This window comes from Phytomonospora endophytica, from assembly GCF_014202425.1.
In the GTDB taxonomy this organism is placed as follows: domain Bacteria; phylum Actinomycetota; class Actinomycetes; order Mycobacteriales; family Micromonosporaceae; genus Phytomonospora; species Phytomonospora endophytica.
Map to the genome: position 1 here is coordinate 98,839 of NZ_JACHGT010000010.1, position 22,367 is coordinate 121,205.

Here is a 22,367-nt window from a genome sequence, read left to right on the forward strand (position 1 = left end):
CCGGCGCGCGGCGGCCGTAGCCCGACACCACCGAATTTCGGTCCCCACACGGAGCCGGGCCGGTGCACCCCGTCGCGGTGCACCGGCCCTCACGGCCCGTCGACCGTGCGGCGGCGGGCGAACCCGCCGCCGCACGGTTCACCGTCACGCCGCCTCGCCCGCCAGGAGAGGATCGGGCGGCGCGTCACGGTCAGGCCGGCCCGAGTCGTCCGTCGAGAACCGACAGGATGACCGGGTTGTCCTGGTACACCTGGTTCTTGTTGGTGGAGTGCGCGGTGTCGAACTTCTCCACGCGGACGCCCTCGATGCTCGGGCTGACGTACTTGTAGCCCCAGATCGGGATCCTCGGCAGGAGCTCGTTGAAGATCGTGGCGATCTTGCGGCACGCCTCCTTCTGCGCCTCCAGGTCGGGGGCGGTCTTGGAGGTGAGGATGAGCGCGTCGAGATCGACCTCGCCGAGCGTCGGGCTGGTCATCTTCAGGTCCAGCATCTGCCCGGGCGTCTCCTCGGTGCGCCCGTTGTCCATCTGGAAGTTGGTGAAGCCCGAGCCCCAGTAGTCGGGGTTGAAGGGATTGCCCCAGTGCCGCACGGCGATCTCGTAGGAGCCGGAACCCCAGACGCCCCAAGGGTTGTCGGCCGGGACGTTGCTGGCCTTCGTCTCGATCCCGAAGGCCGTCCAGGCCTCCTGGACCTGCGTGGCGGTCAGCTCGAAGTCGTTCCAGCCGGCCACGCCGATGATCTCGTAGGACGCCTTCTTGCCGTCGGGCAGGAGCCAGGAACCGTCCTTCTTGGACCATCCGGCCTCGTTGAGCAGTGCCTCGGCCTTGGCCGTGTCATTGCCGTACACGGTGAACGTCGCCAGCTGCTCGGGCGTGAACAGCTCCTCGGAGTGCACGTCGGGCAGACCGTTGTGGTACTTCGAGACGTAGTAGGTGCTGCCGCGCGCGATCTTGCCGACCTGGTCGAAGTTGATCGCGTACGCCAGGGCCTTGCGTACACGGACGTCCTTCAGCTCGGGCTTGGCGGCGTAGTTGAACATCAGTCCGGCACCGTCGTAGCCGGGCGTCTCCAGGAGCTTCAGGCCGGGCACGGCCGTGAAGGTCTCCTGCTCGGTCGGCGTGAACGCGTTCGTCGCGTAGTCCAGCTTGCGCTCGACGAGGAACTGCGCGGCGGCCTTGTTGTCGCCCTTGTAGATCGTCACCTTGTCGAAGCGGACCGTGGAGGCGGCGAATCCGCCGGTGTTCTTCACGAAGCTCAGCACGGTGTCGGAGCTCTGCGCCAGGTCCAGCTTGAACGGGCCGCTGCACACGTAGTCGGTGGGCTTGAGCGCGAGCAGCTCGTCGTTGAACGCGACCTGCTCGTCATCGCCGTTCTTGACGCCGTCGGCCAGCAGCGCGATCGCCTTGTCACCGAGGACGCCGTGGCTCGACTTGGCCCACACCCGCTGCTTGAGCACCGGCCGCTCGATGCCCGGGTAGGGGTTCTCGAAGGTCAGCTTCAGCGTGTGGTCGTCGGCGGCCTCGATCTGCTTCACGAACGGCCACGCGTCGCCCCACGCGGGCGTGTTGAGCACGAGCGCGGCATAGGTCTGGTGGAAGTCGGCCGCGACCACGTCGGTGCCGTCGCTCCACTTGACGCCCTTGCGGACGTTGACCGTCAAGACCGGCCCCTCCCAGGCCGAGGACTCGATGAGCTGATAGATCCACGCCTTGCTGGCCCAGTCGTAGATGGCGCCCGTCGTCATGAACAGGTCGGAGTAGATCGAGGACATGAGCAGGGCGCCGTTGTTGTCGGCGACGTTCATGTTCTGCGTGTCGCGGTTGAAGTCGTAGACGCCGGTGAACTCACCGCCGCTCTTCTGGCCGCCGTCGCCATCGTCGGCGGCGCAGGCGCCGAGGGCACCGACGCCGGTCGCCGCCACCGCGGTCAGACCCATGAGTTGCAGCAGGCGCCGCCGGGAGATGTCGAACTGAGAGGTCACAGCCTCTTCCTTTCTCGATACAGGGCAAGGGAGGAGATGAGGGCCAGAAACAGGCCCATGCCGAGGGTCAGCGCGGTGACGACGAACTCGGCGGACCGCGGCTCCAGGAAGAGCAGCATCAAAGCGGGCAGGACGGTCAGGAAGATCGCCATGTAGAGGCCCAGCCGGGCCAGGAGGGCCAGCATCAGCCGACTCCGGCCTGCTCGTGGTCCCGTGCGACCACGTGACAGGCCAGCAGCCGCGTCCCTCCATCGAGGAGACTCAGCGGCGGCGCGGCCGAATCGCAGGTGTCCGCCTCGAACAGCGGGCACCTGGGATGGAACGTGCAGCCGTTCGGCAGCTCGGTCAGGCTCGGGATCTCCGAGCCGCGCAGCCGGACGGCCTTCTTCGCGCGGGCCAGGCGGGGGTCCGGTTCGCAGACCGCCGAGATCAGCGCCTTGGTGTACGGGTGCTGCGGATCGTTGATGATCTGCGGCGTCGGCCCCTGCTCGACGATCCGGCCGAGGTACATCACCGCGATGTCGCCGTCCCAGGCGAAGTACTTCGCGACGGCCAGATCGTGCGTGATGAACAGGAAGCCGACGTTGAGCTGGTCGCGCAGCCGCCCCAGGGTGTTGAGCAGGCTCACGCGGATCGACACGTCGAGCATCGAGGTCGACTCGTCGGCGATGAGCACCTCGGAGTCCATCGCCAGCGCGCGGGCGATCGCGACGCGCTGCCGCTGTCCGCCGGAGAGCTGATGCGGGTACTTGTCCAGGTAGGACTCCGCCGGGGTCAGGTCGACGCGTTCGAGCAGCTCGGCCGCCTTGCGGCGGGCCTCGGCCCGGTCGCGGACGTGCCCGTGCCGGCGCAGGCCCGCGGTCACCGTCGAGTAGACCGTCCGCACCGGGTTCAGCGAGGCGTAGGGGTCCTGGTGGATGTACTGGACCGCCTCCCGGAACTCCTGCCTGCCCTTGGCGTCGAGAGTGGACACGTCGGAACCGCGGAAACGGACGGTGCCCGCCGTCGGGCGGGTCAGCCCGGCCGCCGCCCGCGCGGTGGTCGTCTTCCCGCAGCCCGACTCACCGACCAGGCACAGCACCTTCCCGGCGCGCACGGTCAGGTCGACGCCCGCCACGGCCGGCACGTCGCCGCGCTTGGTGTGGAAGGTCTGCTCGACGCCCGTCAGCTCCAGCAGCGTGGTGCCCGCCTCGGGCCGTCGCGGCGCGGGAATCCTCGGTTCAGGCACTGGCCACCACCTTGCGGGTGTACTCGATCTCCCCGGCGCGCAGGCACGCCGCGGCGTGCCCCTCGTCGAGGGCTCGCTCGGTCAACACGGTCAGCTCCGGTCGCGTGCCGGTGCACTCGTCGCGCACGTAGCCGCACCGCGGATGGAACGAACACCCCGAGGGCAGATCGGCCAGACTCGGCGGCGAACCCGGGATCGAGCTCAGCTCCGGCAAGTCCCCGACGACCGGCGGCACCGCCTTGATCAGGCCGACGGTGTAGGGATGCCGCGGCTCGTAGAACACGTCCTCGGCGGTGCCCGTCTCGATGATCCGGCCCGCGTACATCGTCGCCACCCGGTCGGCGAGCTCGGCCGCCAACCCGAGGTCGTGGGTGATGAACACCATCGCGAAACCGAGGCGTTCGCGCAGCTCGTGCAGCTGCTCCACGATGGACCGCTGCGTGAGGATGTCCAGCGCGGTGGTCGGCTCGTCGAGGACGAGCACCTGCGGTTCGAGCGCGAGCGCCAGCGCGATGAGGATCCGCTGCTTCATCCCGCCGGACAGTTCGTGCGGGAAGCTGCGCAGCACCCGCGCCGGTTCGAGGCGCACCATCCGCAGCAGTTCGGCGGCGCGTTCGGCGATGTCGGCGCGTGTCAGGCGCCGCTCGCCGCCCTCGTGCGAGCGCAGGGTGTCGGTGAAGTGCTCGCCGATGCGCAGGACGGGGTTGAAGGAGTTCATCGCGCCCTGGAACACCATCGCGGCCTCGTGCCAGCGGAACTTCCGCAGGTCCTCCTTGCCGAGGCGGAGGATGTCGAGGGACATACCGTCCTTGAAGCGGTACACGATTTCGCCGGAGGACACCTTGCCCAGGCGCGGCAGGAGTCGCAGCAGCCCGAGGCCGAGGGTCGTCTTGCCGCAGCCGGACTCGCCGACCAGCGCCATCGACTGGCCCGGGTAGAGGTCGAAGGAGACGTCGGCGGCGGCGGTGACGCCGGTCTTGCGGCCGGTGGTGTACATGATGGACAGATCGCGCACGGAGAGGATCGGTTCGGTCATGTCGCCTCCTATCTGTCGCGCAGGCGCGGGTTGAGGGCCTGCTCCAGCGAGCGCGTCATGAGCACCAGGCCGACCTGGAACAGCGCGATCATCGCCAGCGGGGCGAGCAGGAAGGGAAGGGCGCGGGGGAGCAGGTAGGCGCTGTTCTGCCAGGCCTGCTGGATCATCAGGCCCCAGTTCTCCGCGGTCGAGGGGAGCAGGCCGAGGAGGTAGAGGCCGACGATCGCGTAGATCGCGTTGGTGACGGCGATGATGAAGTTGATGAAGATGTAGCCGGCCATGTTGGGCAGGATGTCGACGAAGACGATGCGCATGGTGCCGAGGTTCTGCAGTTGCGCGGCCTCGATGAACTCGCGTTCCTTGAGGCTGAGGACCTGCGCGCGGATGGAGCGGGTGAGGAACGGCCAGGTCAGCAGCCCGATGATCAGCCCGACCATCCAGGGCGAGATCTCGCGGAAGTAGGAGGCGATGATGATCAGGACGGTGATGAACGGCATCGTCATGGTGATGTCGGTCAGCTGGAGGACGAGGTCGTCGAAGCGTCCGCGCAGGTAGCCTGCCAGGGCGCCGAGGACGACGGCGATGATGACGGTGACGACCGCGGCGAGCGCGCCGACCCAGATCGGTTCGGCGCCGCCGAGGACGAGTTTGGTGAAGGTGTCCTTGCCCTCGAAGTTCGTGCCGAGCCAGTGCGCGCCCGACATGGGTTTCCAGATCGCGTCGGCGTCGGTCGGGTTGTGGTGGTCGACGAGGAAGCGGCCGCCGAAGACGAAGATGAGGATCGCGGCGACCAGGCACATTCCGGTGAAGCCGCTGGGGCTGCGGGTGATGCCCTGCCACATGACGGAGAGGGTGCCGCCGGTGCCCTTGCTCATGACGTGACCTCCACATCGGACACGCGGACCCGGGGATCGAGCCGGCCGTAGACGAGGTCGGCGATCCAGTTGGTGAAGACCACGACGGAGGTGCCGATCACCAGGACGCCCTGGAGGACGAAGTAGTCGCGGTTGTTGACCGATTCGAGGGTGAGCAGGCCGAGTCCCTCGTAGGCGAGCACCTGCTCGACGAGGATCGCGCCGCCGATGACCGTGGCGAGGGCGATGGCGACCTGCGGGACGAGCGGCAGGACGGCGTTGCGGCCGACGTAGGTGAGCGCGATCCGTTTGTCGGTGAGGCCTCTGGCGCGTGCGACGGTGACGTAGTCGTCGCCGAGGACCTCGGTGGTGGCGGCCTTCATGACGAGCATCCAGGTGCCGACGGTCGCCAGCGTGTAGGTCGCGATGGGCAGGATGCCGTGGTAGAGCGCGTCGCCGATGAACTCCAGGTTGAAGCCGATCTCGACGCCCTGGCTGTAGCGGCCGCGCATCTTGAGGAAGTCGATGACGCCGAAGACGGTGCTGCCCAGGGTGACCAGGGCGATCGCGATGAGGTAGTTCGGGATGGCGCCCATGACCGAGGCGATGAGGCTCAGGGCGTGGTCGACGCGGCTGTTGCGCCGGTAGGCCATGAGCATGCCGAGGAGGAGTCCGAGGGTGATGGCGATGGTGACGCCGGCGCCGACGGAGAACAGCGTCCACGGCAGGACCTTGAGGATGACGTCGCTGACGGGGACGCCGACCTGGGTGACGCTGGTGCCCATGTCTCCGGTGGCCAGGCCGGAGAAGTACTCCCACCACTGCTTCCAGATCGGCGCGTCGGGATCGAAGGCCAGCGACTGGATGGCGAGGGCCCTGGCCTCCACGGGGGACACGCCGCGCTGGCTGATCTGGCCGGCGAGGACGTCGACGGGGTCGCCGGGCATCGCGCGCATCAGGAAGAACCCGGCGTTGGTCACGATGAACACGACGAGGACCGCTCGCCGGAACCGCCGGAACGCGTAGGCGCGCCAGACGCGGCCGATCAGTGAGCCGCTTCCCGGGGGTCTGGGCGGTGGGGAGGGCGGCGGGGCCTTGGCGGTCGGGGAGAGGGCTTGGTCGGACACTCGCGGACTCCTCGGGCACCTGTGGTGAAGATCATTTTTTGAGTCTCTTTACAGAAGGAAGTTAACCGTTGAGTGTCTTGGCAATCCAGGGGTGGATCCGGTGTGGAATCAAATCGTTACCTTTCTTGAATAAAAGAGTTCCACAACGCCGGAAAGGCCGCTTTCGTTCTCTCCCAAGGGGAGCCGGGGGAGGGGGTCCACAAGGGAGTGCCGGACGGCGATCTCCCGGGTACCGTCGGCGCCATGGACTGGCACGCCTACGGCTCCTTCGTCGTCATCGCCCTGGTACTCGTCGTCGTCCCCGGGCCGGACTTCGCCGTCATCACCCGCAACGCCCTGACCCTCGGGCGCCGCGGCGGATGGTGGGCGGCGGTCGGCGTCGTCACCTCGAACGCCGTCCAGGGCCTGGCCGCCGCCGTCGGGCTCGGCGCGCTGATCGTGGCGTCCCAGCCGGTGTTCAAGGCGATCACCTGGCTCGGCATCGCCTACCTCGTCTACCTCGGCGTCCAGGCCTTCCGCTCGGCCTGGCGCGGGGACTACGCGCCCGACCCCGCCGCGCCGGCCACACCCGCGCGGCGGGTCGCGCTATCCGGCTGGCGACAGGGCTTCCTGTCCAACATCACCAACCCGAAGGTCCTCGTCTTCTACCTCGCCGTGCTGCCGCCCTTCCTCCCCGAGTCGGCCTCCGTCGCGCAGATCCTCCCGCTGGCGTTCACCCACGCGCTGCTGTCACTGGGCTACCTCACCGTCCTCGTCTTCGGGCTCCACACGATCCGCGAGTTCCTCGCCCGGCGGCTCGTCCGGCGCGCCCTCGACACGGGAACCGGCGTCGCCCTCCTCGGCTTCGGCGCGAGGCTCGCGGCCGAGGACGCCTGAGCCTCAAAACCCCGGGGTCACACCGTCGTCGACCCGGGCGCGTTCCTCCCCGGTCAAAGGGATCTCGGCCAATCGCCGGCTCCACGCCCCGATCTCGGCGTCCTCTCCCAGGGCGATGGCGAGCTCGATGAGCACGGTCAGCGCCAGGGCGCGTTCCACCGCGGTGGCCTCGTCGCCGTGCCTGCGCAGGGCCGAACGCAGCGCCCGGGATGCCGCGCGGTCGTCGTTCTTGAACTCGCGGAGGACGCGCGCGTTGTCGAGGGCCCTGGCCAGCCCCTTGAGCTTCCTGGAACCGCCGTAATCCAGCTCAAGGGGCTCATCACGCTGGACGAAGACCACCTTGTTGCCCGCCGGGTCGACGAGGGTGAAGCGCGACGCCCCCGGCCGGTGGCGGGTGATGCGCGGCCGTCCGGTCGCCGGCACCTTCCCGTACTTCGCGCGCATCGCCTCGGTGAAGGCCGCGTGGTACGGCGCCACCGCGTCGACCATGACCACACAACCGCCCACGTCCCCGCCGGCGGTGTCCACACCGGACAGCGGCTTGCCGAAATGCAGTTCCATCCCGCTCCACCGCAGGATCAAGTACAGGTACGGCCGCGTCTGGGCGTAGGCCGACGCGAACCCCAGCGCGCGGTAGAACTCCAGCGTCTCCTCGGCCGACGTGCACGCCAGCACCGGCACCGTCATCTCGTTCGCCCTGATGATCGCCTCGTTCACGGCCCGTCCGCCTCTCGTCTCGGCGGACGCCGGACGCGTCCGCCCGGCGAGCGTGACAGTTCCCGGCCGGATCGTCCCATGCAACTTCCGGTGGAAGTTCCAGGCCGCACCGGCCTGAAGGCGAGGCCGTCATCCACCTTCGGTAGCCTTGGCCCTACTTTCCCGGCGGATCGGTGGGGGTTCGGTAGTGCGTTCGGTCTTCGCGACCCTGGTCGCGGCCATGGTCGCCGTCCTCGCCATGCCCGCGGCGCCCGCGGCCGCCCAGGACGAACGTCCCCTCGCCATTTCCATCGGCGACGGCGGTACCGAGACCATCGCCGGCGAGTCGGTCGAATACCGCCTCGTCGTGCGCAACGACCGGCCCGAACCGGTCGCCCTCCGCGTTCAGGTCGCCTTCCCGACCGGCATGGAACCGTCCAAGGTGGACGGTTCGACCGCCCTCGCCGAGGACAGCGCCGAATGGCGCCCAACGGTCCAGCCCGGTGCCGAGTGGAGCACGACCCTGTCCGGCGTCGTCGCCGTCGACGTGCCCTTCGACAAAAGGCTCGCCGTGACCGCCTGCGGCTTCTTCGACGACAGTGCGCTCGCCTCGACCTGCGCGACCGACATGAACACCACCGTGATCGCCCCGCGCGGGCGCGTGTGGGTCGCCTGGGTCCTCGTCGGCGGCCTGATCGCCGCCGCCGTCATCGCCGAGATCCGCCGGGCCAAGGCCGCCAAGGGCTGACCTCCGGCCGCTCCGCCGTCACCACATCCGAGCAGCGTGTGGTCCCGTCGCGCCCACGATCGCGGGCCGTTGACTGGCCCGTAGCACGTCTGTAACATTTGGCCAAGCTCATGCAAGTTTCATACAACAGCCCGCTCGAATCCGTGCAGTGCCGCGTAATTTCTGTATGAGACGCGGCCCGGTCTGAGACCCGCTCATCCGTCCCCATGAGACAGGAATGTCATGAGATCCAAGCGAACCCCGCGGCTGGTCCTCGCCGCCGCGCTCGCGGTGGCCCTGGTCCCCGTCGCGCCGTTACCGGCGGCCGCGGCCCCCACCGTCCACGGACTGCCCGTCGCCGCCAGCAGCGTCACCGACGCCCACCCCGCCGCGCACCTGACCGACGGAGACCGCTCGACCTACTGGGAGAGCGCGTCCGGCCGCCTCCCACAGTGGGCGACCGTCGACCTCGGCACCGTCAAACGCGTCGACCGCGTCACCCTCGAACTCCCCGGGAAGTTCGACGCCCGCACCCAGACCCTCGCCGTACAGGGCAGCCTCGACGGCGGCGGCTACGCCACGATCGCCGGAAGCGCCGAGTACACCTTCGACCCGGCCGTCACCATCGAGTTCCCGGCCACCCTCGCCCGCTACGTGCGCATCCACGTCACCGCCAACAGCGCCGGATCCACCGCGCAGCTCGCCGAACTCGTGGTCGGCGAAGTCCTCGCGGCGGGCCCGAACCTGGCCCTCGGCAAGACGATGACCGAGAAGAGCCACACCGACGTCTACCCGGCGGGCAACGCCAACGACGGACGGCAGGACACCTACTGGGAGAGCGCCAACAACGCCTTCCCGCAATGGATCCAGGTCGACCTCGGCGCGGCCGTCGGCGTCAACCAGGTCGTGCTGTCCATTCCACCGAGCTGGGGAGCACGCTCCCAGACGCTCTCGGTCCAGGGCAGCACCAACGGATCCACCTTCACCGACATCGTCGCGAGCGGCGCGCGGAACTTCGCGCCCAAGGCGACCATCGACTTCAACACGGCCACGACCCGCTACCTGCGGATCAACATCACCGGCAACACCGGGTGGCCCGCCGGGCAGATCGCGGAGTTCGAGGTCTACGGACCGGCGACCGGCGACACGCAGGCCCCCACGGCACCGTCCAACCTGGCCTATACGCAGCCCGCGAGCGGCCAGATCCGCCTGACGTGGAACGCCTCCAGTGACAACGTCGGCGTCACCGGCTACGACGTCTACGCCAACGGCACCCTGCGCACCAGCGTCGGCGGCGGCGTCCTCACCTACACCGACACGCAGCCCGCCTCGGCGACCGTGAGCTACTACGTTCAGGCGAAGGACGCCGCCGGCAACATCTCGCCGAGCAGCAACACCGTGACTCGCACCGGCACCGGGAGCGACACCCAGGCACCGACCGCACCGTCCAACCTGGCCTATACGCAGCCCGCGAGCGGCCAGATCCGCCTGACGTGGAACGCCTCCAGTGACAACGTCGGCGTCACCGGCTACGACGTCTACGCCAACGGCACCCTGCGCACCAGCGTCGGCGGCGGCGTCCTCACCTACACCGACACGCAGCCCGCCTCTGCCACGGTGACCTACTACGTCCGAGCCAAGGACGCCGCCGGGAACACCTCGCCGAACAGCAACACCGTGACACGCAACGGATCCGGCGGCACGACGGTCAACCTCGCGGTCGGCAGGCCCGTCACCGAGAGCGGGCACGTCCACACCTTCGTGGCGACCAACGCCGTCGACGACAACCCCGCCACCTACTGGGAGAGCAACGGATTCCCCGGCGTCCTCACCGTCCAGCTCGGCTCGAACGCGACCCTCGACCGGATCGTCGTGCGACTCAACCCCGACGCGGCCTGGGGCACGCGGACACAGAACATCACCGTCCTCGGCCGCGACCAGGGCGCCGGTGCCTTCACCACCCTCGCCGCCGCGGCCAACTACACCTTCAACCCCGCCACCGGAAACACCGTCACCATCCCCCTGTCGGCGACAGCCGCCGACATCCGGCTGAACATCGCCTCCAACACCGGCGCCCCCGGCGGGCAGGTCGCCGAATTCCAGGTCTTCGGCACCCCCGCGCCCAACCCCGACCTCACCGTCACCTCCCTGACCGCCTCGCCCGCGTCACCGGTCGAGAGCGACACGATCACCCTCGGCGCGACCATCGCCAACATCGGCGAACTGACCGCCGGAGCCACCACGGTGAACTTCTACCTCGGCACCGAGAAGGTCGGCACCGCCAACGTCGCCGCGATCGCCGCGGGCGGACAGAGCAACGTCTCGGCCTCCATCGGGACCCGGCCCGCCGGGACCTACCCGCTGACGGCCAAAGTGGACGAGGCCAACACCGTCATCGAGAAGAACGAGACCAACAACTCCTTCACCAGCGCCACCAACCTGGTCATCCGGCCCGTGCAGAGCTCCGACCTGGTCGCCTCGCTCAGCTGGACGCCGAACAACCCGGCGGCCGGGAACACCGTCGCCTTCAACGTCACGATCCGCAACCAGGGCACCATCGCCTCCGCCGGCGGCGCCCACGGCATCACCCTCACCGTCCTCAACGACACCGGCGGCACCGTCAAGACCCTCACCGGTTCCACCTCCGGCGTCATCCCCGCCGGCGGCAGCGCCGCACCGGTCCCACTCGGCACATGGACGGCGGCCAACGGCCGCTACACCATCCGCGTCGTCCTCGCCGCCGACGCCAACGAACTGCCCGTCAAACAAGGCAACAACACCTCGAACACCTCACTGTTCGTCGGACGCGGCGCCAACCTCCCCTACGACATGTACGAGTCGGAGGACGGCACCGTCGGCGGCGGCGCCACCGCCATCGGCCCCAACCGGACCATCGGCGACCTCGCCGGCGAAGCCAGCGGACGACGCGCGGTCACCCTCAACAGCACCGGCTCCTACGTCCAATGGACGACGAAGGCGCCGACCAACACCCTCGTCACCCGCTTCTCCATCCCCGACTCCGCGGGCGGCACCGGCACGACCAGCAACCTGAGCATCTACGTCGACGGCGTGTTCCACAAGAACATCCCGCTCACCTCGAAGTACGCCTGGCTCTACGGCGCCGAAGCCTCACCGGGCAACTCGCCCGGCAACGGCGCACCCCGCCACCTCTACGACGAGGCGAACATCCTGCTCAACTCGACCATCCCGCAAGGCTCGACGATCCGCCTCCAGCGCGACACCGGGCAGAGCATCGCCACGATCGACTTCATCAACCTCGAACTCGCCGCGCCCCGGGCCAACCCCGACCCCGCGCGCTACAAGGTCCCCGCCGGATTCACCCACCAGGACGTGCAGAACGCCCTCGACGCCGCCCGGCAGGACACCACCTCACTCGGCGTCTACCTCCCCGCCGGCGTGTACAGCACCTCGAACAAGTTCACCGTGTACGGCCGCGCGATCAACGTCGTCGGCGCCGGCTCCTGGTACACCAGATTCGAGACACCGCAAGGACAGGAGAACACCAACGCCGGCTTCGACGTGCCCACCTCCGGAAACGGATCCCGCTTCGAAGACCTCGCCTTCTTCGGCAACTACACCTCACGCATCGACGGGCCCGGCAAGGTCTGGGGGGAGATGATGAACAGCGAAGACCTCGTCATCAACCGCGTGTGGGTCGAACACACCATCGTCGCCTACTGGGGTGTCCACAACGACAACATCACCATCACCAACTCGCGCTTCCGGAACACCTTCGCCGACGGCGTCAACTTCACCAACGACACCACCAACTCCCTCATCTCCAACAACGAAGGACGCGGCAACGGCGACGACGCCTTCGCCCTCTTCTCCGCCACCGACGGCGGAGGCTCCGTCGGCAACCACGGCAACGTCTTCGAGAACCTCTCGGCGACCGTGACCTGGCGCGCGGCCGGACTCGCCGTGTACGGCGGCTACGACAACGTGTTCCGCAACCTCTACATCGCCGACATGCTCACCTACTCCGGCATCACCATCAGCTCCCTCAACTTCGGATACCCCTTCGTCGGCTTCGGCACCATCCCGACGAGATTCGAGAACATATCCCTCGTCAGAGCCGGCGGACACTTCTGGGGCGACCAGACCTTCGGCGCCATCTGGTGCTTCGCGGCCTCGAAGGAGTTCCGCGGCATCCGGATATCCGATGTGGACATCATCGACCCCACCTACTCGGGCGTGATGTTCCAGACCAAGTACCCCGAGCAGACACCCGTGACCGACACCGTCTTCACCAACATCAGGATCTCCGGAGCCAAGAAGAGCGGCGACGCCTTCGACGCCAAATCCGGCTTCGGCATCTGGGCCAACGAGATGCCCGAGGCGGGACAGGGACCGGCCATTGGATCCGCGACGTTCACCGGAGTCGTGTTCAGCGACAACTGGCTGAACGTGCGGAACGTGACGAGCACGTTCACCGTGCTTATCTGACTCACTTCGCTCGTGATGCGGCTCAACCGCTTCGCGGCTTCGCCTCCGGGCCCGCGGCCCGCTTGCCGCTGGACGTGATGTCCGGCTCCGCCGCCTTGACCGGGTGCTTGTGCACTCGGTCGAGGCGGCGGCTTGGTTGTGGGTTACGGGGCGGCTGCACCCGTCACCACGTCATACGCGGCAGAGTTCACCCTCGCGGGGTTGCGGCATCGGCGAGGCTTCGGCGTCGCCTGCCGCCGTCGCTACCCTCGTCGCTCTACGCGGCGGGGGAGTACGAACACCAGCAACAGCGCCAGCGCGCTCAACCCCACGCTCACCAGGATCGCCACCGTCGCGCTGTGCCCGAAACCCTCGGCGAGGGCTTCCGGGCCCGGGCCTTTCACGACGAGGGTCCCGAACAGCACGCTCCCGATCACCGCGATGCCCGTCGCGCTGCCGATGCGCTGGACCGCGCCGATCACGCCGCTCGCGGCGCCCGCTTCGCGTGGTTCGACGGTCGCCACGATGAAGGCCGTGTTCGGCGCGATGAACAGCCCGTTGCCCAGCCCGGCCAGGAGCAGCGGAGCCACGAACTGCCAATGCGACAACTCCATCGGCTCCGTCAGCAGCAGCACGAGCCACGTCGCGAGGAGACCGGCCGTGACCATGGCGGCCCCGGCGACCAGGACGTTGCGGCCGAAGCGTTTCGCCAGACGGTTGCTCTGCGAGGCGCCGATGATGTTGCCCAGTGCGAAGGGCAGCGAGACCAGCCCCGTTTCCAGCGCGGTATGACCGAGCCCGGCCTGCCACAGCAGCGAGATCGTGAAGAAGATACTGGTGAACGACGCGAAGTACACCAGCGCGAGGATCACCCCGCCGGTGAAGTCGCGGTGCCGGAACAGTCCCGGCGGCACCAGCGGCGTATGCCCGCTCCTGGTGAAGCGGACCTCCCAGGCGCCGAACGCGGCGATGAGCACGACACTCCCGGCGATCGACAGGAACGTCCAGGCGGGCCAGCCCTGGTCCTGCCCTTCGATGAGCGGCACGAGCAACGCGACGAACCCGGCGGTCACCAGCAGGAGACCGACGGCGTCGACCCGGCCGCCGACGGTCTGCGCGATCGACCGCGAGGGCAGCCACAGCACGGCGGCGATGATCGTGACGACCCCGATCGGCAGGTTCACCCAGAACACCAGCCGCCAGCCGTTCTCGTCACCGAAGGCCTGGATGATCAAACCGCCCAGGAGCGGGCCGAGGGCCGTGGAGACACCGATGACCGAACCCATGATCGCGAACGCGCGGCCCCGGCGGGCGGGCTCGAAGAGCAGCTGGATGAACGCCGTGACGGCGGGAACGTAGATACCGCAGGCGAGGCCCTGCACGACACGGGAGACGATCAGATGCAGATCGCTCTGCGCGTAACCGCAGGACAGGCTGGCCAGGGTGAACAGCGTCAGCCCGCCGATGTAGATCCACTTGTGGCCGAGCCGGTCGCCGAGCCGTCCGGCGGGGATGAGCGCGAGGCCGAAGGCCAGCGCGTACCCGGAGATGATCCACGACAGCGTCGCCTCGGAGGCGTTGAGACTCGCGCGAATCGGCGGCAACGCCACATTCACGATCGTGGTGTCCAGCAACGCCATGAACATGCCCGCGAGAAGGACGGTGAGCGCCAGCCACGTCCGGCGTGGGATCACGGGAGCGCCGGCCGGGGCCGGGGAGGTCGCGGACATCGTCGGGGCGCCCCTTCCTGATCTTCAGGCCGCCTGATCCTATCGGCCCCGGGGCGGGGGAAGGGGCCGGAACGTCGGGATCCGGCCCCCGCGTCGGCGCTTCAGCGCCACTCCGCCGACGCGGTTCCGGGCCCGAGGCGCCGGGCCGCCGACCACAGCGCCAGAGCCGCGTAACCGCCGAGCACGAGACAGCCCGCCCAGCCCGGAAGCGGGAAGTACCCGGCCGAGGCCACGTAGTTGGCCGTCACCTGCGGATGGGCGACGAGGGACTGCAACATCGCGAACCCGCCCGCCGGCGTGAGCCGCAGCAACCACGCCGACACGTCGTCGGGGAGGTACGGGATCACCCCGAAGGCATAAGGGAGCACAACCAGCCCGACGGCGGCCGACAGGGCGAGAACGCCGCGCAGAAGCCCCCGCAACCCGACCGCGAGGACCGCCGTGGCACCCGTCAGGAACGCGGCGGCCAGCACGACGCGCACCTCGGTGAGGACGCCGACCGGATACACCACCGTCCCCTCGCCGCGCATGACCGCCGTCGACGCGAGCACCGTCGCCACCGCCGCGACGAGCCCGGCGGCGAAGGCCACGCCGCCCACCACGATCGCGCGGGCGCCCAGAACCGCGCGCGACCCGGCCCGGCCGCCGACGAACACGGCCGCGACGACCATGAGCACCAACATCAGCGCGATCAGCCCGGTGAGCGTGCTTTCCGGCGTGTGCCCGCCCATCTCGCCGACCGGCCCGATGTCGCCCGAACCGGTGACGGTGAAAGTCCCGTCGACCTCGGCGAAGCCCGGTGCCAGGTGGTACTTCTCCCAGTCGGTCGAGCCCATCGTGCCGACCGCCTCACCGGTCCAGGTCCCGTCGGCGCCTTCGACCGCGACGCCGTCGAACACCCCGCTCGCCTGCGTGAAGCGGGCCTCACCGATGGTCCCGCCGAGCCCGACCGGCCGCCGGGTCAGGTCCCCCGGGGAGGTGGCGAAAAGCCCGATCGTGGCGTCCGCGCCGAGTTCCGGCAGCTCCACCGAGCCGAGCTCGGTCCAGGCCCGCCCGTCGGCCGACTCGTAACCGGTGACGGTGTTCCCCGCCCGCGCCAGCCGGAACCAGCGCGGCGCCTCCGGGGAGACGCCGCCGGGTGTCCCGGCGATGTCGGTGTCGTAGTCGTACTGCATCCGCACGCCCTTGGCGCCGGTCATCATCACGGCCGCGTAGGCGGAGCCCCGCGCGGTCCCGTCCTTGACGATGATCCCGGCCTTCGCCCAGGGCACCAGACCCGGGACGATCTCGTCGTGGTCGGGCGGGGGATAGGTGATGGTGCCGGTCATGGAGGTCAGGCGGGCGGTGATGGAACCGTCGCCGGTGAGGGTCTGGTGACCGTAGAAGAACTTGTCCTCGACGAGGTCCCCGTCGGGGCCGACGGGGTCGCGCGGGCAGGCCACCTCCACGTTCTCCACCCAGCATTCGGCGCGATCGGAGTACGCCGGGACCACCCCGGCCAGGACCACGACCAGCACGCCGACGGCGACCGCCGCCATGCGGACACGGCCGCGCCGGAACCGCGACCACTCATCGGAGACGAGAGCGGCGAAAGATGTCTTCGTCATGGCCACGGTTCTATCGACCGGGCCGTCACAGCGGCCGAACCGTCGCCGTCACATCCCTGTTAGGTCGCACGCGGCATGCTGGGACGGTGCCGAACAGCGGGAGTGCCGTCATGGACCGGAAGTTCACCGGCCGAAGCGTCGGGCTGCGGTTCACGCTCCTCTACACCGCGTTGTTCCTGCTGTCGGGAGCGGCGCTCCTGGTCCTGGTCAACGCCCTCGCCTTCGGCGACGTCTCCTCCTCGGAGCCCGTCGGGACCACACCCGGCGGCCTCGAAGCGGCGCGACGCCAGGTCGAGATCCTCCAGGACCGCCTCAACGAAGTGGAGAGCGGCCAGGCGCAGCGCGTCCTGTCCGCCTCGATCCTCGCCTTCGCCGTCATGGCAGCCGTCTCACTCGTCCTCGGCCGTGTCATCGCCTCCCGCGTCCTGCGGCCCCTGCGCACGATCACCGCCGCGACCCGCCGCATCACCGCCGACAGACTCCACGAACGCCTCACCGTCCCGGGACCCGACGACGAGGTCAAAGACCTCGCCGACACCATCGACGGGCTCCTCGAACGCCTTGAATCCGCCTTCACCGCGCAACGCCGCTTCGTCGCCAACGCCTCCCACGAGCTCCGCACACCACTGACCACGATGCGCGCCTCCGTCGACGTCGCCGTGGCCAAGCCTGGACCCGTTCCCGCCCAGACGACCGCCCTCGCCGCACGCGTCCGCGGCGAACTCGACCGCGTCGACGCGCTCCTTGACGGCTTCCTCGGCCTCGCCCGCGCGCAACACGGCGCACTCGGCGAGCGCACCCCCGTCGACCTGTCGGCGCTGGTCCGCGACGCCATCGCCGACCACGCGGAGGACATCGTGGCCAAAGGCCTCACCCTCAGCGAGGATCTGTGCGAACGGGCCATCGCCCGCGGTGACGGCCCGCTCCTGGCGCGGGTCGCGCAGAACCTCATCGACAACGCCGTGGCGCACAACGGCGACGGTGGCTGGATCCGCGTGGCCACCCGCGCCGACGACCGGAAGGCCGGACTCACCGTCGAGACCGGCGGGCCCATCCTCGATCCCGTGGAGGCCGCGCGCCTCACCGAACCCTTCCTGCGCCTGGGCACCGCGCGCACCGGCGCCGGCTCGGGCCTCGGACTGTCCATCGTGGCCGCCGTCGCCGAAGCCCACGGCGGGAGACTCGACGTCGCGGCCCGGTCCGAGGGCGGCTTGCGCGTCACCGTCACGCTTCCCGCCGCCGGGATCGGGGCCCGCACGTGAGAGTCCTGATCGCCGAAGACGCCCCCGCGCTCGCCGAGGTCGTGGCCGAAGGGCTGCGCGACCAGGGCATGGCCGTCGATATCGCCGCCGACGGGCTGGTCGCCGCCGCCAAACTCGACGTCAACGCCTACGAGGTGGTCCTCCTCGACCGCGATCTGCCCGGTGTTCACGGCGACGTCCTGTGCCGCATGATCACCGAACGCGAGGATCGGCCGATGGTCTTGATGCTCACCGCCGCCGGGGAGCCCGGTGACCGCGTCAGCGGCCTCACGCTCGGCGCCGACGACTACCTCGCCAAGCCCTTCCACTTCCCGGAACTGGTGCTGCGGGTGCGGGCCCTGGCCAGGCGGCGTCCGTCGGCGCGCCCGAGGACGTTGCGGGCGGCGGGCATCGAGCTCGACCCGGTCACGCGCGCGGCGACCCGCGACGGGCGGCTGCTGGACCTGTCGGTGAAGGAGTTCGCGTTGCTGGAGGCGCTACTGCGGGCCAGTCCGGCGCACCTGAGTGCCGAGGACCTGCTCGAACAGGTCTGGGACGAGCACACCGACCCGTTCACCAACACCGTCACCGTCACCGTCGGGCGGTTGCGCCGGAAACTCGGTGGCCCACCGGTGATCACGACGACGCCGAGGGTCGGTTACCGGATCGCGGTCTGAGCGGGGGCGACCTCGGCGCCCGGCTGTCCCGAGCGGAGCAGCGCTTCGGCGATGAAGCCGCTCGCTTTGAGTTCCTCGACGAGTTCGCGCAGGTAGGCGATGGTTTCGGGGGTGCGGCCGATGGTCGTGCCGACGGCCTGGCGGATCTGCATGAAGCGGTCCTCGATGAGGCGCACGCCCGGGGTGGCCGCGGCGAAGGCGGTCGCGGGCTGGCGGATGCCGGCACCGGCGTCGAGGCCTTGCGTGAGGAACTCGTCGACGCCTTCCTCGCCGCGCACGACCGTCGCGTGCTGGAGCGTGCGGGTGAGGAACAGGTCGTAGGCCGAGCCTTCCTTGACGCCGATGCGCACGCCGGGCGCGTCGACGTCGGCGGCCTTGGTGAAGGGTGAACCGTCGGCGACGACGTAGACGCCTTCGATGACGGCGTAGGGGGCGCTGAAGGCGACCTCGGCCTCGCGGGCGGGTTCGACGGCGAGGAAGCAGAGGTCGGCGCGGCCCTCGGTCATCGCCTCGAAGGACTTGCGGGCGGCGTCGAAGCAGAGCAGTTCGAGTGGGAGGCCGAGCCTCGCGGCCAGTTCGCGGGCGATGTCGACGGTGACGCCGCCGGGCGCGTCGGGCGTTCCCTGGGCCAGGACAGGGTTGCCGAGGTTGATCGAGGCCCGCAGGGTGCCGGTCGGGGCGAGGTCACGCGCGATGGCGGCGGTCGTCATGCGGCCGAGCGTAACGGATCTTGCCGCGCGGGCCGGAGGCTCAGGCGCCGGGCGGGGTCATGACCGCGACGATGCCCGCCGGTGCGTCGGCGGCGAAGGCGGCGACGAGGTTGTCGGCCGATCCGGTCGCCGCCTCCTCGGCGCGCGGGAACATGACCCGCTCGTAGGCGGTGAAGGCGGACTCCAGGTCGCCGGGGTTCGCGGCGATGGCGTGGGCCAGGTCGGCACCGTCGATCATGGCGAGGTTGGCGCCTTCACCGGCGAACGGCGACATGAGGTGGGCAGCGTCGCCGAGGAGGGTCACTCCCGGGACCCGTTCCCACCGGTGGGGGACCGGCAGCGCGTGGAGTGGACGCGGGACGAGGCTTTCGCCTTCGGCGATCAGGGCCAGCAGCGCCGGATCCCAGCCGGTGAAGCGGTCGAGGAGGGCCTCGCGGGCGGTTTCGCCGTCACCCAGCGAGCGCGTCCAGTCTTCCGGGCAGCGCACGGCGATGTAGACGGTGATGCTCCCGTCGCCGTGCCGGTGGGCGAGGAGGCCCTGGTCTTCGCCGAGGGCCATGAGGCTTCCGGCGCCGACGGTCTGGGCGTGCGTTCCGTCTTTGTCGGCGAGGTGGGTCTCCATGAAGGACAGTCCGGTGTAGCCGGGCACGGCATCCGACAGCAGCGGCCGGACCTTCGACCAGGCGCCGTCGGCGCCGACGAGCGCGCCGGTGGCGACGGTCTCGCCGCCGTCGAGGACGAGCGCGTGCCGTCCGCCGCCGAGGGCGCGGACCTCGCGGACCTTCGCTCCCCAGTGGACGGTCCCCGGCGGGAGGCTCGACAGCAGGATCCGGCGCAGGTCGCCGCGTTCGATCTCGGGACGGCTGCCGTCACCGTCGTCTTCCAGGTGGGTCACGCCGTGGCGGTCGATGACACGGGTGGCGTCGCCGCCGGTGAAGACCAGGTCGGCGAAGGCCCCGGAGAGGCCGGCGGCGGCGAGCGCGGCCTGTCCGGACTCCTCGTGCATGTCGAGCAGGCCGCCCTGTTCGCGGGCTGTCGGTGAGGCGTCGAGGTCGAGGACGCGCGACGGCAGGCCGTGGCGGTGCAGGACCGAGGCGAGGGCCAGGCCGCCGAGGCCGGCGCCGACGATGGTGATGGGTTCGGTGGACATGGTGTCTCCTCAGGGTCGGGGTGTGCCGGTGATGCCGGTGACGAGTACGCGAAGGGTCCAGGCGAGCCGGTCGGGGCCGGGGCCCGCGAGCAGCTCCGTGGCGAGGGCGGCGACGTGGGGGTGGGCCGCGGGGTCGGCGCCGCGGACGGCGGCGGCGAGGGCCTCGTCCTCGGCGGCCGAGCCGGGCGTCTCGTCGCGGGTGCCGTGTTCGGCGGCGGACGCCGTCGCGACGAGCAGCAGGAGGTCGACGCCCCACGCCGCCCGGTCGCCGGGGACGTCGCCTTCGCGCAGGAGGGCGAGGAGGGTGTCGAGCAGGCCGAGCGCGCCCGGGCCGGACGGCCGTGTGACGAGGGCCGAGCGGGCCAGGCTCGGATGGGCGTGGAGCAGTTCGATGTAGGCACGGAAGGTCGCGGCGAGCCGTTCGTCCCAGGTGCCGCCGGTGGGCGCCTCGATGGAGGCGAGCAGTGCGTCGAGGACGGCCGCGTGCAGCTCGGCGGTGTTGCGGACGTAGACGTAGAGCGACGCCGCGCCGGTGTCCAGTTCCTGGGCGAGGCGCCGCATGGTGACCTTCTCCAGGCCTTCGGCGCGCATGATGCCGACGGCCTGGGCGACGATCCCGTCGCGGGTGAGGGCGGGCTTCGCGGGGCGTTCGCGTCGGCTCGGTGCTGGTGGCGTCATGCCTCCAGTATGGCGAACATGTTCGTCACGAACACGTTCGCGACGAACATGTTCGCAAGCTCACCTTTCCGGCGACCCTAATCCACCGTCTCGGCCGTCTCCGACTGACGCAGACCCTCCTGCGTCAGCCCGACGACATGGATCTCCTCGTCGCCCTCGCCCTCGGTGCGGCCGTTGACCAGCGGCGGAGTCTTCCCACCCAGTTCGGCGATCGCCTGGACGAAGGTGGGGGCGTCGAAAGGCAGCAAGGACAGCCAGGCGCCGACCGGGCGCATCGTGCCCGCCCCGCCGGGCGCGGCGGCCATCGCGCGAAGGACCTGGGCGGCCTGTTTCGTGAGCAGCATGCCCCGATCATCGCGCCCGCGCGGCGGCCGCGGCGCCGAACCGCCGAGGTCTAGCGCGCCCACCCGTGCCGAAGCCGGAAACGCCGCTCGAAGTCCTCCACGAGACCCGCCGGGCCCACCGTCGGCGAGGCCGCCTCCAGCACCCCGTCGTCACCGATGTGGAACACCGCGACCCTCGCCGGCATCAACGGCACGAACACCGTCCACCCGACCCCGAAACGATCGGCGCTCGGCTCCGGCCGCGGCTGACCACCCAGGCCCGCCACGTGCCGGCGCACCCGCGCGATCGCCTCCTCCTTGCGCATCGGCCGGGGCAGGGCCGCCGGGACCGTCTTCGACCGGTGGTTCCCCGCACCTGCCTCGCGAGAACGGTCCATGCCGGTGAACCTCCCCTGGGCCGGCCGCCCGGCGAGCGTGAGCGCCGGGGCCGTTCCTCCGTTGTGAGCCATGGCCACATTGCAGCAGCGGCCGCCGGGGACCGGTCCCTGCCGCCGAACCGACGCCGCTTTCCCAGCGATCATTCATCCGGCACGCATCGGAACTTAAGCCTGATCGGTCACCGTGATCCTCATGAACGGCATAGTCGGACCAGTCGTGAACGACCACCGCACCGAGGCGCTCACCGCTACCAGGGAACTGCTGCGGACCGGCCTCGCCGCCGTCGAGCGCATGACCCGCCGAAGGCTCCGCACGGCCGGAACCACGCCGACCGTCGGCGGTGCCCTCACCGAGGGCCTCTACGGCATCCACGCCTCCGGCGTGTCCACCACCGAGATCGTCCGCGGCGGCCGCGAACTACTCGCCTCACTCGGTCAGGAAATGCGGGCGCGCACGCTCGCCGACGTCCCTCACGAGACGTGGTCGCGATGGAGCCGCGCGCACGACCACCACCGCACCGGGCTCGCCGTTCCCGACCTCGGCATCGCCGCCCGGCACGCCGCCCTCGAACTGATCGACGCCGCCGTGTCGATCAGGCTCCTCGGCGACACCCCCGAGATCGCCCGCCTCCACCGCCTCGCGGCCTGCACCCTCGACGAAGGCGCACTCGACTACGGCCGCGTCACCGTCCTCGGCGCCCCCTCACCCACCGCGCCATGGGGCTGGCAGGTCCGCGGACGGCACGTCACCGTCAGCTGCTTCCTGCTCGCCGACCAGCTGATCCTCATCCCCGTCTCGGCGCGCCTGACGGCCGTGCGGGACAGCTTCACCGCACTGCCGCGGCGTATGGCGGCCTGAAAGACCCGGAACCGCGCAGTTCC

Annotated in this window: 20 protein-coding genes; 6 read left to right on the forward strand and 14 right to left on the reverse strand. The window is 70.0% G+C overall.

Features of this window, described 5'->3' with window-relative positions:
- Positions 1 to 190 precede the first annotated feature (190 nt).
- From HNR73_RS22885 to HNR73_RS22910, 6 genes are read right to left on the reverse strand one after another with little or no spacing between them, the layout of a single operon-like run.
- Entirely contained in the window at positions 191 to 1,981 is a 1,791-nt protein-coding gene (locus HNR73_RS22885) for an ABC transporter substrate-binding protein (protein WP_203686481.1), read from the reverse strand.
- Complete coding sequence (locus HNR73_RS22890) at positions 1,978 to 2,166, reverse strand: hypothetical protein (protein WP_184789644.1); 189 nt, start codon at positions 2,164 to 2,166, stop codon at positions 1,978 to 1,980. The genes HNR73_RS22885 and HNR73_RS22890 overlap by 4 nt, the downstream gene beginning before the upstream one ends.
- A complete protein-coding gene (locus HNR73_RS22895) occupies positions 2,166 to 3,209 on the reverse strand; it encodes an ABC transporter ATP-binding protein (RefSeq protein WP_203686479.1) in 1,044 nt (347 codons plus the stop codon). The genes HNR73_RS22890 and HNR73_RS22895 overlap by 1 nt, the downstream gene beginning before the upstream one ends.
- Complete coding sequence (locus tag HNR73_RS22900) at positions 3,202 to 4,245, reverse strand: ABC transporter ATP-binding protein (protein WP_184789645.1); 1,044 nt, start codon at positions 4,243 to 4,245, stop codon at positions 3,202 to 3,204. The genes HNR73_RS22895 and HNR73_RS22900 overlap by 8 nt, the downstream gene beginning before the upstream one ends.
- 8 nt (positions 4,246 to 4,253) lie before the next feature.
- On the reverse strand, positions 4,254 to 5,120 hold the full coding sequence (locus HNR73_RS22905; RefSeq protein ID WP_184789646.1) for an ABC transporter permease: 867 nt from the start codon (positions 5,118 to 5,120) through the stop codon (positions 4,254 to 4,256).
- Positions 5,117 to 6,226: an ABC transporter permease gene (locus HNR73_RS22910; protein ID WP_184789647.1), complete on the reverse strand. Its 1,110-nt coding sequence runs from the start codon at positions 6,224 to 6,226 to the stop codon at positions 5,117 to 5,119. Before HNR73_RS22910 ends, HNR73_RS22905 begins: the two co-directional genes overlap by 4 nt.
- Before the next feature lie 243 nt (positions 6,227 to 6,469).
- Between HNR73_RS22910 and HNR73_RS22915 the strand changes: the two genes are divergently transcribed.
- Complete coding sequence (locus HNR73_RS22915) at positions 6,470 to 7,102, forward strand: LysE family translocator (RefSeq protein WP_184789648.1); 633 nt, start codon at positions 6,470 to 6,472, stop codon at positions 7,100 to 7,102.
- Between the two features lie 3 nt (positions 7,103 to 7,105).
- Here HNR73_RS22915 and HNR73_RS22920 read toward each other — a convergent pair whose 3' ends face one another.
- Positions 7,106 to 7,819, reverse strand: coding sequence for a DUF8817 family protein (locus tag HNR73_RS22920; protein WP_184789649.1), 714 nt, complete (start codon positions 7,817 to 7,819; stop codon positions 7,106 to 7,108).
- A gap of 187 nt (positions 7,820 to 8,006) precedes the next feature.
- Between HNR73_RS22920 and HNR73_RS22925 the strand changes: the two genes are divergently transcribed.
- Together HNR73_RS22925 and HNR73_RS22930 are read left to right on the forward strand one after the other, a co-directional pair.
- Positions 8,007 to 8,546, forward strand: coding sequence for a hypothetical protein (locus HNR73_RS22925; RefSeq protein ID WP_184789650.1), 540 nt, complete (start codon positions 8,007 to 8,009; stop codon positions 8,544 to 8,546).
- Positions 8,547 to 8,768: 222 nt separating this feature from the next.
- Positions 8,769 to 12,992: a discoidin domain-containing protein gene (locus HNR73_RS22930; protein ID WP_184789651.1), complete on the forward strand. Its 4,224-nt coding sequence runs from the start codon at positions 8,769 to 8,771 to the stop codon at positions 12,990 to 12,992.
- Between the two features lie 242 nt (positions 12,993 to 13,234).
- On the opposite strand, the gene HNR73_RS22935 is transcribed toward HNR73_RS22930, so the two are convergent.
- Together HNR73_RS22935 and HNR73_RS22940 are read right to left on the reverse strand one after the other, a co-directional pair.
- Positions 13,235 to 14,701, reverse strand: coding sequence for a DHA2 family efflux MFS transporter permease subunit (locus HNR73_RS22935; RefSeq protein WP_184789652.1), 1,467 nt, complete (start codon positions 14,699 to 14,701; stop codon positions 13,235 to 13,237).
- Between the two features lie 101 nt (positions 14,702 to 14,802).
- Entirely contained in the window at positions 14,803 to 16,308 is a 1,506-nt protein-coding gene (locus HNR73_RS22940) for a DUF1349 domain-containing protein (protein ID WP_184789653.1), read from the reverse strand.
- Between the two features lie 110 nt (positions 16,309 to 16,418).
- Between HNR73_RS22940 and HNR73_RS22945 the strand changes: the two genes are divergently transcribed.
- Entirely contained in the window at positions 16,419 to 17,570 is a 1,152-nt protein-coding gene (locus HNR73_RS22945; RefSeq protein WP_184789654.1) for a sensor histidine kinase, read from the forward strand.
- Positions 17,567 to 18,226: a response regulator transcription factor gene (locus HNR73_RS22950; RefSeq protein ID WP_203686477.1), complete on the forward strand. Its 660-nt coding sequence runs from the start codon at positions 17,567 to 17,569 to the stop codon at positions 18,224 to 18,226. The genes HNR73_RS22945 and HNR73_RS22950 overlap by 4 nt, the downstream gene beginning before the upstream one ends.
- Here HNR73_RS22950 and HNR73_RS22955 read toward each other — a convergent pair.
- From HNR73_RS22955 to HNR73_RS22975, 5 genes are all read right to left on the reverse strand, one after another.
- The gene (locus tag HNR73_RS22955) at positions 18,208 to 18,936 is read right to left on the reverse strand and encodes a transporter substrate-binding domain-containing protein (protein ID WP_184789655.1); all 729 of its coding nucleotides are present in this window, start codon (positions 18,934 to 18,936) and stop codon (positions 18,208 to 18,210) included. The two genes, HNR73_RS22950 and HNR73_RS22955, sit on opposite strands and share 19 nt — an antisense overlap.
- 40 nt (positions 18,937 to 18,976) lie before the next feature.
- Positions 18,977 to 20,086, reverse strand: coding sequence for an FAD-dependent oxidoreductase (locus tag HNR73_RS22960; protein ID WP_184789656.1), 1,110 nt, complete (start codon positions 20,084 to 20,086; stop codon positions 18,977 to 18,979).
- 9 nt (positions 20,087 to 20,095) lie between these two features.
- On the reverse strand, positions 20,096 to 20,764 hold the full coding sequence (locus HNR73_RS22965) for a TetR/AcrR family transcriptional regulator (protein ID WP_184789657.1): 669 nt from the start codon (positions 20,762 to 20,764) through the stop codon (positions 20,096 to 20,098).
- A 77-nt stretch (positions 20,765 to 20,841) separates the two neighbouring features.
- A complete protein-coding gene (locus HNR73_RS22970) occupies positions 20,842 to 21,108 on the reverse strand; it encodes a hypothetical protein (RefSeq protein ID WP_184789658.1) in 267 nt (88 codons plus the stop codon).
- A gap of 50 nt (positions 21,109 to 21,158) precedes the next feature.
- Positions 21,159 to 21,485, reverse strand: coding sequence for a hypothetical protein (locus HNR73_RS22975; RefSeq protein ID WP_184789659.1), 327 nt, complete (start codon positions 21,483 to 21,485; stop codon positions 21,159 to 21,161).
- A 193-nt stretch (positions 21,486 to 21,678) separates the two neighbouring features.
- On the opposite strand from HNR73_RS22975, the gene HNR73_RS22980 reads away from it, so the two are divergent.
- A complete protein-coding gene (locus HNR73_RS22980; RefSeq protein WP_184789660.1) occupies positions 21,679 to 22,344 on the forward strand; it encodes a DUF3500 domain-containing protein in 666 nt (221 codons plus the stop codon).
- Positions 22,345 to 22,367: the final 23 nt, after the last annotated feature.